Source organism: Paraburkholderia sp. BL6665CI2N2 (genome assembly GCF_004366535.1).
Lineage (GTDB): Bacteria > Pseudomonadota > Gammaproteobacteria > Burkholderiales > Burkholderiaceae > Paraburkholderia.
Genome location: NZ_SORC01000001.1, coordinates 6,436,428 through 6,453,976, shown reverse-complemented (window position 1 = coordinate 6,453,976; position 17,549 = coordinate 6,436,428). Strand labels below are relative to the sequence as shown.

Annotated in this window: 16 protein-coding genes; 5 read left to right on the top strand and 11 right to left on the bottom strand. The window is 57.0% G+C overall.

The window, feature by feature from the left end; all coding sequences use genetic code 11:
- Positions 1-70 precede the first annotated feature (70 nt).
- Positions 71-1,327, bottom strand: a complete 1,257-nt coding sequence (locus tag B0G81_RS29005) for a methyltransferase domain-containing protein (RefSeq protein ID WP_134140116.1) — start codon at positions 1,325-1,327, stop codon at positions 71-73.
- Positions 1,328-1,862: 535 nt separating this feature from the next.
- Here B0G81_RS29005 and B0G81_RS29000 point away from each other — a divergent pair.
- Positions 1,863-3,056, top strand: a complete 1,194-nt coding sequence (locus B0G81_RS29000) for a methyltransferase domain-containing protein (protein WP_134140112.1) — start codon at positions 1,863-1,865, stop codon at positions 3,054-3,056.
- Between the two features lie 129 nt (positions 3,057-3,185).
- Here B0G81_RS29000 and B0G81_RS28995 read toward each other — a convergent pair whose 3' ends face one another.
- A complete protein-coding gene (locus tag B0G81_RS28995; RefSeq protein ID WP_134140109.1) occupies positions 3,186-3,425 on the bottom strand; it encodes a hypothetical protein in 240 nt (79 codons plus the stop codon).
- A gap of 244 nt (positions 3,426-3,669) precedes the next feature.
- Here B0G81_RS28995 and B0G81_RS28990 point away from each other — a divergent pair, with 244 nt between their 5' ends.
- The 3 genes from B0G81_RS28990 to B0G81_RS28980 all read left to right on the top strand — a co-directional run bounded on the left by B0G81_RS28990 (position 3,670) and on the right by B0G81_RS28980 (position 6,365).
- Positions 3,670-4,467 carry a sulfotransferase family 2 domain-containing protein gene (locus B0G81_RS28990; protein ID WP_166679077.1) on the top strand — a complete coding sequence of 266 codons (798 nt, stop codon included), beginning with the start codon at positions 3,670-3,672 and terminating at the stop codon, positions 4,465-4,467.
- A 350-nt stretch (positions 4,468-4,817) separates the two neighbouring features.
- Positions 4,818-5,600 (top strand): ABC transporter permease, encoded by a 783-nt coding sequence (locus tag B0G81_RS28985; RefSeq protein WP_134140100.1) that lies wholly within the window; start codon positions 4,818-4,820, stop codon positions 5,598-5,600.
- A gap of 21 nt (positions 5,601-5,621) precedes the next feature.
- Positions 5,622-6,365, top strand: coding sequence for an ABC transporter ATP-binding protein (locus B0G81_RS28980; protein WP_134140097.1), 744 nt, complete (start codon positions 5,622-5,624; stop codon positions 6,363-6,365).
- Between the two features lie 129 nt (positions 6,366-6,494).
- Here the strand turns inward: B0G81_RS28980 and B0G81_RS28975 are convergent, their stop codons facing one another.
- From B0G81_RS28975 to B0G81_RS28940, 8 genes are all read right to left on the bottom strand, one after another.
- Entirely contained in the window at positions 6,495-7,481 is a 987-nt protein-coding gene (locus B0G81_RS28975) for a glycosyltransferase family 2 protein (protein WP_134140094.1), read from the bottom strand.
- Positions 7,478-9,181 (bottom strand): rhamnan synthesis F family protein, encoded by a 1,704-nt coding sequence (locus B0G81_RS28970; protein WP_134140092.1) that lies wholly within the window; start codon positions 9,179-9,181, stop codon positions 7,478-7,480. The genes B0G81_RS28975 and B0G81_RS28970 overlap by 4 nt, the downstream gene beginning before the upstream one ends.
- A complete protein-coding gene (locus B0G81_RS28965; RefSeq protein ID WP_134140091.1) occupies positions 9,178-10,485 on the bottom strand; it encodes a glycoside hydrolase family 99-like domain-containing protein in 1,308 nt (435 codons plus the stop codon). The genes B0G81_RS28970 and B0G81_RS28965 overlap by 4 nt, the downstream gene beginning before the upstream one ends.
- Positions 10,486-10,776: 291 nt before the next feature.
- The gene (rfbD, locus tag B0G81_RS28960; protein ID WP_134140087.1) at positions 10,777-11,682 is read right to left on the bottom strand and encodes a dTDP-4-dehydrorhamnose reductase; all 906 of its coding nucleotides are present in this window, start codon (positions 11,680-11,682) and stop codon (positions 10,777-10,779) included.
- Entirely contained in the window at positions 11,679-12,230 is a 552-nt protein-coding gene (gene rfbC, locus B0G81_RS28955; protein ID WP_134140083.1) for a dTDP-4-dehydrorhamnose 3,5-epimerase, read from the bottom strand. The genes rfbD and rfbC overlap by 4 nt, the downstream gene beginning before the upstream one ends.
- Complete coding sequence (rfbA, locus tag B0G81_RS28950; protein WP_134140078.1) at positions 12,215-13,108, bottom strand: glucose-1-phosphate thymidylyltransferase RfbA; 894 nt, start codon at positions 13,106-13,108, stop codon at positions 12,215-12,217. Before rfbA ends, rfbC begins: the two co-directional genes overlap by 16 nt.
- A 10-nt stretch (positions 13,109-13,118) precedes the next feature.
- Complete coding sequence (gene rfbB / locus B0G81_RS28945; RefSeq protein WP_134140073.1) at positions 13,119-14,180, bottom strand: dTDP-glucose 4,6-dehydratase; 1,062 nt, start codon at positions 14,178-14,180, stop codon at positions 13,119-13,121.
- Positions 14,181-14,647: 467 nt separating this feature from the next.
- Positions 14,648-15,559 (bottom strand): GDP-mannose 4,6-dehydratase, encoded by a 912-nt coding sequence (locus B0G81_RS28940; RefSeq protein WP_134140069.1) that lies wholly within the window; start codon positions 15,557-15,559, stop codon positions 14,648-14,650.
- 194 nt (positions 15,560-15,753) lie between these two features.
- On the opposite strand from B0G81_RS28940, the gene B0G81_RS28935 reads away from it, so the two are divergent.
- Positions 15,754-16,632, top strand: a complete 879-nt coding sequence (locus B0G81_RS28935) for a symmetrical bis(5'-nucleosyl)-tetraphosphatase (protein ID WP_134140067.1) — start codon at positions 15,754-15,756, stop codon at positions 16,630-16,632.
- A gap of 48 nt (positions 16,633-16,680) precedes the next feature.
- On the opposite strand, the gene B0G81_RS28930 is transcribed toward B0G81_RS28935, so the two are convergent.
- Entirely contained in the window at positions 16,681-17,538 is an 858-nt protein-coding gene (locus tag B0G81_RS28930; protein WP_134140064.1) for a lysophospholipid acyltransferase family protein, read from the bottom strand.
- Positions 17,539-17,549: the final 11 nt, after the last annotated feature.

The following is a 17,549-nucleotide window of genomic DNA, read 5'->3' as shown; positions in this document are numbered from 1 at the left end:
GCCATGGTAGCTGCAACAAACCGCAAGATGGATTTTGTCTCCACCCTATTTGCCAACTTGTCCCGTTCAATCAGCGAGAACCTCTTCGGAAGGATTGTACGATCCTGCGAACCGGCGCTGTAATCCTCCATGAACTGGACGCTCTGACCTCGTCCAATTCGGTCCGGAGTTTTGACGCTGAAACTTCGAAATCGAACAAAGCACGCGTTACGTGCGACAGTCTCTCTTCGGCATTCCTCAGTTCTCCGACCGTTTCGGTTAGTTTGTTCTCCGTCTCGGTTAGCTTGCTTTCCAAACGGTCAACCGTCATCAGGAGATCCTGATTGGCCTCCTTGAACTTTTCGGTTCGCTCCTCCTCTGATCCAGGAAGCTTGGTTCTCACGGAAGCTGCCATTGCCTTCCAGCTGTCAATGATGGCCGCACGATCGAGGGAGGGGCGTGTGAAAACGACGAACTCGAGGCTGTTGTGCGGTGTATCACCGAATTCTTCGCATCTCAAATCAATGAGCCCCTGCTTTGCGAGAGCGCACATCGTCTGAGCGAAACTTTGCGGCGTGAAAACCCAGCAGTGAACATCATGGTAGTTCTCCGAAAATATCGCGTCTTTAGCGACTGCAATCGCCATCTCAAACGGATGTGCCAACGGGACCATATCCAACGTAAGCGGTCCCTTCCATGCAGCGCCCGTGTCGACCTGGCGCACATTCAAGACGTGGTCGAGAATATTCCACGGTAGAGGTCGGCGTGTTCGCCGCAGGTAAGCTTCAATTATCTCTGGGAGTTGGCTCACGCGTCGCGTGTAGTCGAATGTGTAGCGCTTATCAGGTATCACCAGCCTGATCTCGCCACCTTCGCGCAAGACCGACCCGAGCTCACCAAGCCAAGTGATCAAATCAGGAACATGCTCGATGACATGCGACGCGATGACGTAGTCGACCTTCTTTCCGCCCAGACATTCTAGGAGAGACTGGTGCCCCCATATCGCGTCAACTTCCACAATGTCCGCCACGTCGAACTTCGGGTCATCCTTGTATTTTAATCTCAACGCTTGCGTGTCGGTGTGATCGACATAAACGACATTCCCTTCAGATTTGAGAATGAAAGGACGATACAGAGGCCCGATCTCCATCACGGAGACGTTAGCAATATCGATGCCCGACCGAATTTTGTCGCGGATATTCATCTTTTGACCAAGAGCAAGGAGATGGGAAAATCCTATCAGAAGTTGCGAATCTGTTGCGAAAATTCCTACCAGCCGCGCGAAAGTCAGCGGACCAAATCTGATTTCGGCAGTTCCTGTTCGATAAATAGACTGCTGAAAGCCCATTTGCAATGGATCAGAGGGATATCGGCGAAGGCAATTCCTGTAGGACTACTATCCATTTTGCGAACAATGGCGATGCGGTAATCCAGACAACGTCCAACCCTCACGCTACTGGAACTGAGGCCGGGAGTATAGACCGTACACCGACGGCTAACGGAATTGCATAGTTCGTCAGAATTTCAGGGAATCCAGACCAACTGGAGAGGCTTTCGGTGACAACAGGCGCGAGGGTTTGGTGCGACGGACCAGGTTGCAGATCGTGCGTCACGGACAATGGCGTCCACGGTGCTGGAGTTAAATGCGGATCCGGCAGGACTGGGCTGCGGGGATCGCGCGGGCATCAAAAGCCTCTAACCATACCGACCGTTGTATTCTCGGCGTTTTGGGACCGTAGCCGGCACCGGCTGAACAAAACCACCAGCAGGATTTGCCTGCCTGGCCCTTGAGGCTGAATAATGCTGGCATCGGCAAATCCGTTGAAAAAAGCTGTAGTATCTGTCACAACCGGTCTCAAATACTTACGTTCTGAGAGGGATTGATGGGTCGCCATGAGAGCATCACGCGCCATATCACCAAAGAAGAGCACGGCATAGAAATCGGCGCTTGGTATAACGGTATCGCGCCGAAGCGTCTTGGATACAACTGCCTGACCTTGGACGTATTCGACGCTCCGACGCTGCGCGCGCGGGCCGAGCAGGATCCGACAATCTCGCGCGAGATCGCCCGCAACATCGAAGATGTGGACATGGTGGGATCCTCGACATCGATTGCGCAACTAGTCGCGGCTCGGGGCGAGACTGGGAAATTTGACTATATTGTTTCATCGCACAATTTAGAGCATAGCCCAGACCCTATTACATTTTTGCAGGGATGTGAGCAGGTTCTGAAGCCGGGTGGTTATCTCAGCATGATCGTGCCAGACCGGCGGGGCTGCTTTGATTATTTTCGACCAAGCAGCACTACTGCGGAGATGCTAGCGGCTTTTTTTGAAAAGCGCTCCCGCCCGACGAACGCTCAGATATTCGAGCATTGTTCGTTGCATGCACGTCGGCTGGAAAAGTCGGGCCAGCAAGTGGTGTTTCCATTTGCGTTGGACCCCCGCGAGATCATCCCTTTTGAGCACCTACGCATCGAGTTCGAACTTTGGCAAAAACGGGTCCGCAGCGGGGACGAGAGCTATCGCGATGCACATTGCTGGACATTTACTCCTGCCGCGTTTGAATTGATTCTGCAGGATTTGTCGTTTCTCAAGTTGACCAAATTTGAGGTCGTTGAAATAGAGCCAGCTGAAGGTGAATTTTTTGTCCATCTGCGTAATGGTGAAAACTTCCTCGCGGAGGAAGAGAATTTCTACAAGCGCAGGACTCAGTTGCTTTTGCGCATGAACGACGAGGCGAGCATCACGGCACCGAGAGTTCGCGACTTGCAGTCGGAACTCGACTCGACGAAATCGGAACTGATTTCGATGCGGTCAGAACTGGTTTTCACGCAGTCGGAAGTCGCTTCCGCCCGGGAAAGGATTGTCTCGCTGGAAGCTGAACTCGCCGGATACCGACAACGAGAAGCAGACCTGCTCAAGGCGAAGCTGTTGACTCATGAAGCCATTGAAGCAATCACCTTCCGAGCGAAGCGCGCGGAATCGGACTTACGCGCAATGCGTGAATCGACTAGTTGGCGTTTAACCGCGTTGTTGCGGGTGGTTTCCAGCGCTGTTCGGAAAGGCGCCAGATAGGGTTTCCCGATCAAAGGCAATTTTTTCTGCAAGAGCGCCGCGTTGGTCAGGAAAGCGCTCATAGGATACCGTTGAGGATACCGTTGCGCAAATGGCAATAGCGGTGGCTCCGTCAAAATCCTCCGCCGCCTACAGGGCCGGATCGGCCGACTGGCTGCGCGAAAGCGCCCCCGGCGCGGCCGGCGGAGTGAAGCAATCGCGGGCAATTGGAAAAAGGAGCTCGCCCGCGTTGTTACGCAGCAAACCAGTCGATGCAATTTCGCGCGAGATTTCGGTGCTGATATTCATGCGATCAAGACGGGCAGCCAAAAACGGGCCAATGCTTCTGATGGTGACAACTCGTTCGGGACTATCAGGACGAACCTTCACCGCTTCTTTGGCAACGTCCGCTCTTCGGCCGGCCGGTTGAAGTGATCGCCATCAAGGCCCTCTGGTAAAATCCGATCGTGCGGCTCCCTGTCGAGCACGACCCGTAATCGCCTGCGACGAGCATCCCGTAAGGCGCGCCCCATCCGAATCAGGAACGCGGCGGGAGCTCAACGGACGCGATCTGCTGCCGCGTGTCAGTATCTGTCGACTGCCTATGCCACCTGCCATTCACGCAAATTCTGTAATGCAAAAAAAGACTTCATCTCGGATCGGGTTTCTGCATATACCCAAGACTGCTGGAGTTTCAATTGGCGAAGCCTTCGTCGAGCAGCTTGGCGCAAATCAGTGCACCATATTTAGCGAGAAAATGACCGACGATGGCTTCGCTCAAAGGCGTTTTATCTCTGGACATATCTATTTCGGCGACGCGACGCGCGATGCATTCCTGTTCACGTTTCTTAGGGACCCAATCCGACAAATCGCCTCGCATCTCATGTGGATCGATCACTACAACCTGCCGCAGTTCCAGCAAGAGCTCGAAGCCTTCCCTGCGAACATTCAGGCAAGAATCCGTCCGCTTGCGAAAACCGATTTATCGAGTGCGAAGTCGATCGACCGATACCTTGCAGAGCTTCCTCGCGATTCCGCCTTGCGCATCATTAACCTTCAAACCGAGATGCTTGCGTTCAGGCAACAGGGAGTCGTTCACAAGAGCAACCGCGAGCTCGCGGACCTTGCCATCCAGAACATGGGGGAGCTAGACTTTTTCGGGTTTTCAGAGACGCTACAGGCTGACATGGATACGCTCTTCCAAATCCTAGAATTCCACTCAGCGCCAAAGCTCTCCCACCTGAACGCATCGCCGTCTGAACGGATCGTGGACCATCGACTTCCGGACGTAAAGCGCGTTCTTTCGAGGTATGTCGAAGCCGACCAGCGGTTATACGAACACGCGCTCCGAGAGAAAAACAGGCCAACGATCCAAAAAAGGAATTCCTTTTCCCTCATTCGGAGACTCTATCGCGGCATTGTTGGCGCTTGAAACAACGGTGGTTTGGCGTAAATCGGCATGCCGGCCCTTCGTCCCTAAAGAACGTCGCCTCGTTCTGCGGAGGGCCGCCGTCGACCTCGCCCAAGCATGTTTCCCGACGGCCACGCTTGCCGCATCGAAGTCCCACCAGCCCGCTTACGCCTTGAATTTGAAGAACATTCAGCGCTTCGACCACTCAGGTCAACGCTACAATTGTTACACCGCCAGGGGCCGCCCACCATGGTAGAGTTACGGATTTGTCGGTCGCGAACACGCGAAACGTCCGTGGTCTGTGTATCGTTGGCAACCCGGTTTTCGCGCCGTTGAACGTATTCCCCGTCGCTCATACTAAACATCAATCTATGTTTTCAATTGCAATAGCCGATTTTCGAGAAAGTCTGTTTTCATGGCGACTCTGGATGTTGCTGGGCTGGCTTGAAATCCGTCAGCGCTACGCTAGATCATCCGTTGGTCCCTTTTGGCTGACAATTAGTATGGCAGTAATGATCGGCTCGATCGGCGCGGTGTATGGCACTTTGTTCGGCATGAACCTTAAGGAGTATTTGCCGTTTCTGAGTGTCGGTCTGGTCATGTGGACCCTTTTTGCTCAGATCACCAATGAAGGCAGTACGGTTTACATAAACAGCTCCGCGTACATTCGGCAGGCCGCGACTCCTAAGATTTTGTTTGTTTTGCAGATTGTATGGCGCAACCTCGTCATATTTGCCCACAACCTCATCATTATCGTTCTGTTGCTGGTGATATTTGGCGTCAAAAGCTGGCTTGCGCTCGCCTTCTTTATCCCGGCACTGGCGCTTTATATTCTAAACGCGACGTGGATCGCGATGATAGCGGGGCTCCTGTCAGCGCGATTCCGGGATTTGCCGCAAATTATCGGTGCATTGCTTCAGGTCGCGTTCTATATTACGCCGATTATGTATCGGCCACATTCATTAAGCAGATTCTCGTGGATTGTCACGCTCAATCCACTCGCATACCTGCTTGAACTCGTGCGGGGCCCGCTTATTGGGGATATACCCTCAATGATGACCTGGCTGGTAACCGGCGGCATGGCAATCGTCGGATGGATCGCAGCGTTGTGGGTCACCGGACGATATCTGAAGCGGATTCCTTACTGGGTTTAATAGAAGTTTGAACAAGGCAAAATGACTTATATCGAGCTTGAAAATGTGGGACTGGATCTGCCGATCTTTGACGTACAGGGGCGCTCGCTGAAAAAGCAAGTGCTTCGCATGGGCAGACGCAATCGCATTGCGGAAGGCACTGACGGGGTCGTTGTCGTACGCGCGTTGGATAACGTGGACCTACGGCTAGATGCCGGCGACCGCGTAGGTCTCATCGGTCCGAACGGAGCCGGGAAATCGACGCTGCTTCGACTCCTAGCCGGTATTTACAGCCCTACTGCAGGCACCATCCGAAAGGAAGGTAAAGCAGTGCCGCTGCTCGACATTAGTCTGGGTATGGATGACAACTCTACAGGGCGTCAGAACATTCGCTTGCGAGGTCTGTTGCTTGGGATGACCGACTCGGAAATCCGCGCGAAGCAGGACGATATCGCCGAATTCACCGATCTCGGTGACTATCTGGACTTACCGCTTCGAACGTATTCCAGCGGGATGCGCATGCGTCTGGCATTCGCAGTCGCCACAGCAGTGGATGCAGAGATTCTTCTTCTCGACGAGGTTATCGGCGTAGGCGATGCTTCATTCCAGGAGAAGGCCAGCGTGCGACTAGATGACCTGCACAATCGCGCCGAAATCGTTGTGTTGGCAATGCACTCAAACGATGTAATTCGCAGAACGTGCAATAAGGCCTTGTGGCTGGAGAAAGGTCAGGTTCGGATGTTCGGGCCTGTCGAGGAAGTCATCGCAGGTTACGAAGCACGTTAGACACGCAAGGACAGAGCCGTCTACAAGCATAAAGGCGCTCGCTTCAGTCCGCTGTAGACGATGCCCAGTATAAAAGTCCGCGTGCGGACTTTTATACTTTTGGACGGATCGGGACACCCCGGCAAATGTTTAGAGCGATCTCCTGATCGCATACATCCGCTGCTGGACTGCATCCAGTACACCCAAAAACATTGCCTTGGAATAGGTCTTACGCGGCGCAACGAGCACACTGTAGAAGAATACGAACTGGACCAGCCGAAAGGTGTGCGCCACTCGCCAACTCCAGCGCATCGGCGTCCCGGCGAGCATCCGGATCGTGTTGCGGAACATATAATACATGCGGACCGGCGTATGCACCGGCACCTCTCGCCAACGGAAGAACCAGAGCCGCACGATGCGATCACCAAGCTCATGGTCGAGGCGGGCCGCGCAAACCCCAAACATCGAAAGTCCTGCAGCGCTGGCTCGCAAACACCATTCGGTGTCGACGTGATCAATGAAGAATGCTTCGTTCATCAGGCCGACCACACGGAAAACCGAATGGTGAATTAAAGAGCCTGAGGCAATCAGGAAATCCGTTCTGACCAGCGGGCATGCCTGCGAACACGCAACGCGTCGAACAACGCCGTGCTCCAGACGGATAAACGGCCATTGCGAACCCGTTCGGAAGTCTTCACAAACCGGCCCCACTGCACCTACTGAATGGCCCTGCGAACGTAGCGCGGTGTCCGCTCGCACCAGCTCGCCGACCATTTCATCAGCTGGCACACTATCGTGATCCAGAAGCAAAACGTAGTCGTATTGCTGGGCCAACAACGCCTCTATGCCTCGGTTCTGTGCAGCCGCGATCCCCACGTTCGAAGACTGCTCAAGGAGACTGGCTTCGTGCTTCACGCAAAGTTCGTTTATCTGCAGCGTGAGTGTTTGAGGTGATCCGTTGTCGACCACAATCACACGGTCCACTTGCGGCACAATCGACTCGATTACACGCGCGAGTTTCGCAATGTCAGGTCGGTAAGTCACAATCACGGCGCCGACGCTCGAAACAACGGCTTTCCCGCCTGGGGCATTCGACGCTTTCTCCGCTGCCGCCGGAGCCTTGGTCAAACCGCTCATTGTGCGTCCAGGACCATCACGCCTCGATTCGAAAACTGGGCGGGGTCAAGCGGACGGTCAAGTGCTGCCGTCGATGCACTATAAAAGCCTAGATGGCGCGCGGCGAGAGAGAACGCTCGCTCGAGCACATGCGCGAGCGTAGCATCGCGTTGTCCGGCCTCCGGTTCGAAGTCCGATAGTTGTACATTCAGTGCACGTATCCCATCGAGCGCCGCAGGACGAAACCAGAACATCGTCCCAGCGAAAAAACCCAACGACACTTCTTCATCCGGCACACCTACGCGGGCAGCGAGAATGCGCAACCGTGCCTCATTGCCCCCCCAAAAGCGCGGATGCGTAACAAATGCATCGTCCGGACCGATGATGCCACACGCCGGATTCTGCCGAAACGCCTCGACGATCTTGAATACCCGGTACGAGTTGCCCAGCAGGCTATTGAACAGACTGTCACGCCATGAATGTCCCTTATCACTGTAGACACTCTTCTTAGAGTGAATTTTGCAGACACACAGATAGCGGCTCAACAACCCGGAATTGAGCAAGCTGATAAACGGGCCAACATCGCGACCGATGTTTTCATGCACGTACAGGAAAACCTTACGACCTCGTTCATCGAAAACGCGCTTGGCCTCGTAGTAATCCTGGACGTTCTTTACCGAGACAAAAACGTCGACCGGTGCGATGACGTTATCGAGATAATCCCCGATCTCGTCTGCCAGATCGACGTGATAGAGGTGGACAACGATCGCGCATTCCGCCCGGAGATCCGCTGGAATGATCGACCGAAGTTGAAACTCGGGGAGCAGAATACTAACTGGATTCGCAGCGCCGCCGCTGCCCAGCGCAACCGGAGCGGGCCGGCCAACGCGCATACGCTCCATTTCCGTTTCGATTTCTGCGACGTGCTCGACCCCGACCACCGAGGCAAGGCCGTGCATTCGGAGCTTATTGGGATTGTCGCGTAGCACCTCGCATTTGAGAAAGCCAAGCTGCAAGGCCACCTTGTCCCACAGATAGTGCGTGAGATTCGACGCTTTCACACGACGCCAATGCAACAACTCAACCAGGAACTGGAAGGGTTGGATCTGCCTGCGACGGCCAGCCAGACGCCACGCGATGTTCACGTAGTCGAGAAATGTCGGTTTGAACGCAGACTCGACACGCGCACCTTGGGCGATAAACTGCTGCGTCATCCCAACTTCGTAGTTAAGAATGATCTCCCATTTGCTGTCGAGGACGCGCACGTCACGCCAGAACCGGGCAAACGCTCGCGTCAAGATCAGCGACTTCCTGAATACGATGAAATACGACTGCGCATGAGGCGCGATCTGACGCGAGACAGTCATTGCCCACATATCGCAATTCGCGCCGGCCATACGCTCGAATACGTCCTTGAATCCGTGGTCCCGGAACATGTAAATACTGTCGTTCGCAACAATTAACTCGTCGTACGCCCAGAGATCCAGAATAGATTCAATGCCTACTTTCAACGAGTAGAAATCATAGCCCACGTTCTGGCGTAAAATCACCGTAATACGCGAATCATTTGGCTCGAACGCATCCGGACGCAGGCCCGTCGAAACTATAACGAGCCGGTCTACAACATCTAGCAGTTGACGGATCAGTCGTTGTGTTCGTACGGGCATATCGCCCGCCGGGTCGAAATGCGCCATGACAGCGATGCGCTTCACCCGCGTCATTTAACGATCCTGGACAAGCCGCGCACCACGCGGTATAGGCGAGGACACCGCACCAGCATGTTTGCCACACGGTGGCGAATGCGGCGCGCAGTTGCGGTTTCCTCACGCTTCATCTTTTTCCTGGACTCCGCCGCGCTCAGGATCAGGTCGCGCTCGAGACTGGCCTTTTGCTCAAGCAAATGTGCCAGCCCATCCTCTCCGATAAGTCGTGCCAACTGTGGATCCGACATCAATATCCGCCGTGCGTCACCAATGCCGTCCACGGCAGCCTTGGTGGCTTCGAGATAAGCAAGGCCGTGCTTCAGATCTGGCTCCAGGTGACAGCCTTCCCCCCACTCGTTCCAAGCATTGATAAAGAGAAACTGATGCTCATCATCATTGCTGACACGCGTGAACTGCACAAGATGATCGAGCCAGAATCGATACAACTCTGGCGAGGAATAAATCACGGTATGCGGATTATTCTGGCGCCGCGCCGTGTTGTCCCACGAGGGGATGATGCCGCGATACCACTGATAATCCTTAGTGGTGCGCTCCAAGGATTGCGCAATGATTTTCCGATAATCCACCAGGCCACCGACGAAATCATCGTTCAGTATTTCAGGGAGTTTGTCCGGCTTATTTTCCGAGCCAATGAACGTGTGGGGCGGAAACTCGACTGCAGCGTCAAACCCCCACTCGCGCGGATCCTCGATACCGTAAAACTGGACGGCGCAGAGATGAAGGTCCGGAATCCCGTGGCTCCTGGCCACTTCTCGCCATCGTTGTACGGTTTTTCTGGCATCAGGAAAGAGGTCGGCGCGATAGACGAGCAGCATCGGCTTGCCGTCCACCTTAATCGCGCGGCGATCCTTCAGCGTGGGAATTAGATCCTCAATGAAGTGCCGGTCCTCGTCGTCGCTGTGAATCTGCTCCAAGAGAACATTCTTCTCCAAGCCGTCCCAAGTGCGCGTCCAGTTCTCGTTGGCCCAACATACGCAGAACGGAAACTCGATGTCGCTAGCGAGAAAATTATTCAGCGGTAGTTCAAGAATGCGGCGACCGTTGAACCAGTAATAGTAGAAACAAAACCCGTGCACGCCATAAAGCGCCGCGTACTCTGCCTGCTGCCGCATGGTATCGACGATTCGCAAATCGTAAAAACCGAGGTCACGTGGAATGTGCGGTTGGTAGTGCCCGACGAAATTCGGCTTTCCTTTAGCTACGTTGGTCCATTCGGTGAACCCCGGCCCCCACCATTCCGAGTTCTCTCGAACGGGATGGAACTGCGGAAGATAAAAGGCAATCGGCTTGATCTTTGGCATATTTTTTGTGTACCTACAACGTGACAACGAGTTCGATGCACTATCGATGCTGCCAACCTCAGCAACTTCTATCGGGGTAACTGACTTTGGGCGATGGCCTTGCACGCACGATAACGCTATAGAGAACCCGAAGCCTAGTGCCACTTACAGCACCGTGATCAGTGTCTTGTACGCTACGTTCGTGCGGATGTGACCGCAAGCGTGGTGTGTAGTGGACGCAGGACCGTTCAGCACGGCAACACGTCCGACGTCGGACACTCGATTGGCTTGGGCCAGCAGCAGCCGGACGGCCTACAAAGGCGCGGTTGCTGCGAACAAGTCGTCCAGAACATACTGCATCGCAACACGCCAATTCGGCCGATGAACAACGAACCGGCCCACCAGCGCGCTATTGTCGAGCAATGAATTACGGGGGCGACGAGCCGGAGTCGGGTATTCCGACGTAGAGATTGACTTGATCCGCGTCGTGACCACGCTGGATGGCTGATATGAACGAGCGGCATCAATGATTGCCTCTGCGAACCCATGCCATGTTGTCGAATCCGCCGCAGTCAGATTGAACAAACCGCTATCGAATCTACCGGTCTGGCGCTCCCTCATCGATTGAGCGACGATTTGCGAGGTGGCGTCTGCAATCATGCGAGCGGAAGTCGGCGCGCCATATTGGTCTCCGACAACACTAAGTTCTTCGCGCGTCGCGGCAAGCCGCAACATCGTACGCAAAAAGTTCCTTCCGCGTACCCCGTACACCCACGTGGTTCTAAACGTCAGCCAGTCACCGCCAACATCGGCAATTGCGCGCTCGCCAACGAGTTTGCCACGGCCATAGGCGCTTAAAGGCGCGGTTGCATCTAGTTCCGTGTAAGCCTCTTCCTTGCTGCCGTCAAAGACGTAGTCGGTGGAGTAGTGCACGAGCAACGCATTGACGTCGCGCGCCGCCCGCGCCAACTCCCCAACTGCCTCTCCATTAATTCGGGTCGCCAGCGCTTCCTCGCTCTCAGCCTTGTCTACTGCCGTGTAAGCTGCCGCGTTGACGACCACATCCGGTGCAATGCGCGCGACCACGGCCGCTGCTTTGCCAGGCGGAGAAAGGTCCATCTGCTCGCGGTTGAACGCGAATACTTCGCCGAGGACGGACATACTACGCTGCAACTCCCAGCCCACCTGACCGTCACATCCGGAGATGAGAACCCTCATTCGAACACCTCAATTTGATCCAGGGTCTTCGCCGCCGCATCCTTCACAGCGAGCAGCGGTTCACCTTCGAACGGCCATTTGATGCCCACTTGAGGATCGTTCCAGAGCAGAGAGCGTTCATGCTCAGGAAACCAGTAGTCGGTCGTCTTGTATAAAAACTGCGCCGATTCGGACAGCACCACAAAACCATGCGCAAAGCCCGGTGGCACCCATAGTTGCCGATGATTCTCCACTGACAGCGTCACCCCCACCCACTTGCCGAAATTCGGTGAGCTCTTGCGGATATCAACCGCCACGTCGAACACTTCGCCTTCCACCACGCGCACTAGCTTGCCCTGCGGGTGTTCAATCTGATAATGCAGGCCGCGCAGCACGCCTTTCGCCGAACGCGAATGGTTGTCCTGCACAAACTCCACACCCGCCTCAACGTGCTCGGCAAACTCACGGCCGTTAAAGCTCTCGAAGAAGAAGCCTCGCGCATCACCGAACACCTTCGGCTCGATGATCTTGACTTCCGGCAGCGCCGTAGCGGTTACTTGGATGGCCATGCAACTTGGTCCGTAAGAAGGTTTTGCAGATACTGCCCGTAAGCGTTCTTCGCGAGCGGCTTGGCCAGCGCAGCCAGTTTCTCGCCATCAATCCAATGTTGCCGGTAAGCAATCTCTTCCGGACATGCCACCACCAGCCCCTGACGCTTCTGCAGCGTCGCAATGAAAGTGGCGGCTTCGATCAGCGAATCATGCGTGCCGGTATCGAGCCACGCGAAACCACGACCCATGATCTCGACATTGAGCGCGGCGTTGGCGAGATATCGCGAGTTGACGTCCGTGATTTCGAGCTCGCCACGCGACGACGGCTTGATGTCCGCGGCAATGTCGCAGACCTGCCTGTCGTAGAAATACAGACCCGTGACCGCGTAGTTCGAACGTGGTTTGACCGGCTTCTCTTCGATCGACAGCGCGCGGAACTGCCTGTCGAATTCGACCACGCCATAACGTTCGGGATCGTGCACGTGGTACGCGAAGACCGTGGCGCCATCGGCTTTCTGGTTGGCACGCTCGAGCTGCTTCGCGAGATCGTGGCCGTAGAAAATGTTGTCGCCGAGAATCAGCGCCGACGGATCGTTGCCCACAAAATCCCGGCCGATGATGAACGCCTGCGCGAGCCCATCCGGCGAAGGCTGAACCGCGTACTGGATATTCATGCCCCACTGGCTGCCGTCACCGAGCATCGCTTCGAAGCGCGGCGTGTCCTGCGGCGTGGAGATGATCAGCACATCGCGAATACCCGCCACCATCAGCGTGGACAGCGGGTAGTAGATCATCGGCTTGTCGTAGACCGGCAGCAGCTGCTTGGAAACCACGTGCGTGATCGGATACAGGCGTGTGCCCGAACCGCCCGCGAGAATAATGCCTTTGCGCGCCATTGCCGTGCCCTTACGCGCGCTGCGCGTAGTTGGTCTCAACCCACTTGCGATAGTCGCCGGAGGCGACCTCGTCCGACCATTCCTGGTTGTCCAGATACCACTGGACCGTTTTCGCGAGACCCGTTTCGAACGTTTCCGCCGGCTTCCAGCCGAGTTCGCGTTCGAGCTTGCGCGCGTCGATCGCATAACGGCGGTCGTGGCCCGGACGATCCTTCACATACGTGATCTGATCGCGGTACGACGCGCCCGCCTTCGGACGCAACTGATCGAGCAGGTCGCACAGCGTGTGGACCACGTCGAGGTTCTTCTTCTCGTTCCAGCCGCCGATGTTGTACGTCTCACCCGGCGTGCCGCGTGCGAGTACTTCGCGGATCGCGCTGCAGTGGTCGCCGACATACAGCCAGTCGCGCACGTTCTGGCCGTCGCCATACACCGGCAGCGGCTTGCCGCCGAGTGCGTTGGCGATCATCAGCGGAATCAGTTTCTCGGGGAACTGGTACGGGCCGTAGTTGTTCGAGCAGTTCGTGGTGAGCACGGGCAGACCGTACGTATGATGGTAGGCGCGCACCAGATGATCGGAACCCGCCTTGGTGGCCGAGTAAGGACTGTTCGGCGCGTACGGCGTGGTCTCGGAGAATTGCGGATCGGTTGCGGAGAGCGAGCCGAACACTTCGTCGGTGGAAACGTGCAGAAAGCGGAACGCGGCCTTGTCGGCCTCGCCGAGCGCAGTCCAGTACTGACGGGCCGCTTCCAGCAGCGTGAAGGTGCCCACCACGTTCGTTTGCACGAAATCAGCCGGGCCATGAATCGAACGGTCCACGTGGCTCTCGGCGGCGAAATGCAGTACGGCACGCGGCTTGTGCTCCGCGAAGAGCGCGTCGAGCGCAGCGCGATCGCAGATATCCGCGCGCACGAAAATGTGCTTCGGATTGTTTTGTTGCGACTTGAGCGTACCCAGATTGCCGGCGTACGTCAGCTTGTCCACGTTCAGTACAGCTTCGTCCGACACATTGAGCCAGTCGAGCACGAAATTGGCGCCGATAAAACCGGCGCCGCCCGTTACCAGAATCATGAAATTCCCTTCCAGATGATGGTGGCAGGTCAAAGTAAATGGACCAACCTGCTACCACGCGTTGTGGTGTCGTAATCTTGTCGACGCCCGCCGCCGCCCCGCGCTCTGCGGACGGACGCTCAAACGCCAATCTTATGAAGCCCCGATTATAAAGCCGCCCAAGGCAAATACTAGAACCCTAACAACTTGAAACAGCTTGACAAGTTTGGTTTCCATCAGTTAATTCGGCCGTCACTTTCATGTCGCATGTCGCTGTGAGCGGTCGCAAGCATGACGGAGCGCCGCGCCGATGAAACGGCTGGCGGTCTGATTCAGCGTAATGCACGGGGAAAAACGGGGGCAAACGCCGCATACGTCTGATCAAATCAGCCTGCGATGCGGCGCATTATGGTTGTTTATACGCGAACGAAAAGTCGCGCGTCACCATGACCCAAACAGATGGCGGATCGCCGCGCAAATGCGGCCGATTATGCCGCCAGCATCCAACGCAGCGTATCCATGAATGGAATCGCCTCGACTTTCGGCACGAGCGTGCGCAGCTTGGTGGGCGAACCGGCCAGCATCTTCACATCGGTTTGCCGCACGAAGGCGGGATTGATCTGAATCTCGAGTTCGTGCCCGGTCAGATCACTCGCCGCAGAAAGAATTTCGCGCAATGTAAAGGGCGTGCCGGTGCAGACATTGACGGTTTCCGAGGCGGCCTCGGAATCGAGCAAGGCTTCGTATGCGCTTGCCACATAGCGCACGTCGGAGAAATCGCGCGCCACGTCGATATTGCCGAGTTCGATCGACGGTTCGCGGCGCGCAAAGTGCTCGACGATCTTGGGCACGAGGAAGTTGGACGCCTGGCCGCGGCCGGTATAGTTGAACGGTCGCACGATCAGAATCGGCAGGCGGTCGAACCACGTCCGTACCATCGTTTCCATCGCCGCCTTGCTGGCGGCGTAGTGATTGACCGGCGTGACCGGAAAGCTCTCGTCGATCGCTGCGCTCGTCACGTTGCCGTACACGTTCGCGCTGCTCGCGATCAGCAGCTTGCGCGGCGTATGACCGACAGCGGCGCACGCCTCCAGCAGATTCAGCGTGCCGATCACGTTGACGCGGTAAAAGTCGAGCGGATCGTTATGGCCCACGAAGCTGACCGCAGCGAGGTGGACGATGTAGTCGGGCCGCGCGATTTCGATCACGCGCCGGCAGGCGTCCGGTGACGTGATGTCGAGCCGCAGGCGCGTCGGCGTTTCCGCCTCGTCGCGCCCCGCGACCGTTTTGATCACGGTGTGGCCGCGCCCGAGCAGGTTGTCGACCAGATAGCGGCCAGTGAAGCCGCTCGCCCCGGTGACGAGCGTACGAATAGGTTGCTCTGCATGAAAAGACGACATGCTTTCTCCGTTCATGAAAGTCATCCTGTTGTGTCGCAATATCTTGGGCGCCCTGCGCCAGGCCGCTTGCCAGCGGCGCCTTGACCCGATACCCAGCCTTCAAACGGGCTATTATGTCACGCTAATATGTTGCATTGCGCAACGCGGCACGCCGCGTGCGTAACAGCGTGTATCAAACCGCACTCATTTCCCCGATGACACCCGCCACTACGTCTCCCGCGCTTTCCGATCCGCCCCTACTCCCGCTCGCCTTCGGCGATCTGCAAGGCTGCCGCACGCCGTTCCAGCAACTGCTGGCCAAGGCTGCGCCGCCGGCCGGCACGCCGCTGTGGTTCGCGGGCGACCTAATCAACCGCGGCACCGAGTCGCTGGCCACGTTGCGCGACGTCATCGCGCTCGGCGATCAGGCAGTGCCGGTGCTGGGCAATCACGATCTGCATCTGCTGTCGGTGTCGGCGGGGATTCGCAAGTCGAAGAAAGGCGACACGATCGACGAGATTCTCGCCGCGCCGGATTCCGCCGACCTGCTCGAATGGATCCGCCACCGTCCCATCGCTCACTTCGACAACGGCATGCTGATGGTCCACGCGGGCGTGCTGCCCCAGTGGGACGTGAATCTGACGCTCGAACTCGCGGACGAATTGCAGCGCGCCCTGCGTGCGCCGAACTGGAAGGAGACGCTCGCCGGTTTGTACGGCAACGAGCCGAATCGTTGGAAACCGGGACTGAAAGGCATCGAGCGGCTGCGTTTGACGTGCAGCGCGTTGACGCGCATCCGCTTCTGCACCGCCGAAGGCACCATGGATTTCAGCAGCAGCGGCGGCCTGAATGCGGCCCCGTCGGGTTGCATGCCGTGGTTCGATGTCCCATCGCGCAAGACCGCCGACGTGACCGTGGTGTTCGGTCATTGGGCCGCGCTCGGGCTGATTCTGCGTGACAACCTGATCGGCCTCGATTCAGGCTGCGTGTGGGGCGAACAACTCTCCGCCGTGCGTCTCGCGCGACGGCCCGCGGAGCGTACGCTGACACAGGTCGAGTGCGAGAACTGCCGCGCTGCGGCCGGCGGCAATTAAGCCGCCACGGCGGCCCGGTCGCATGTCGGATCGACCGTAGGCCGAATTTCAGGCCGAACGCCCTGACCGGTCGACCTGATCGGCCGGTTCTTCAACAGGTTCTTCAATTAGCTTTGCCGCTGCGGCGGACGTAGCGGGCCGCTCCGCCATCACCGCGCCCGTCATCGCGGCGCCGCTTTGCATCTCCCGCAATGCGGCCGCAATCACGCCTTCCGCTTCCGCCGCCAATGTGCGCCGGTCGGCGCCGGGCGCGAGCGGTGCGCAGACATAGATATGCGCGGTGAGCGGTCCGCCGCTCAGCAGCAAATTCAGCGAATCGGCGAGCGACAGATCGTCTATATAGGCGGGCGCCGTGGATTGCCGGCCCTGCGCGTCCTCATACATCATGCACAGCGGCTGCACCGGCGCCGACGCCGACACGGCCGCCTGAAACATATTCGCGTGAAACGGCCGCAGCGCGAGCCCGTTGGAGGTGGTGCCTTCGGGAAACACGCACATCAGTTCGCCCGCGCTTAGGCGGTCGGACAGTTCATGCATGATCCGCCTGGCGTCGCTGCGCTTTTCGCGCTGAATGAACACCGTGTCCAGTTGCTGCGCGAGCCAGCCGACCACCGGCCATTGCCGGATCTCGGCCTTCGAGACGAACGGCGTGGGCCGCCACGCGTTGATCACATAGATGTCGATCCACGAAATGTGATTGGCGACCACCAGCGCACCGCGATCGAGCCGCGCGCTGTCGTTATGCACGACGAGCCGCATACCGCACAGGCGCAGCATCTTCAGCGACCATTCGCGATTGAGCGTGTGACGCACCTCGGCGCTTGCTTTGGGAAAGCGCGTCGCCACGATCCACATGCCGTGCAGCAGATGAACGACGAGACGGGCCTTGCGTAACGCGAGCTTCATGGTCGGAGCGT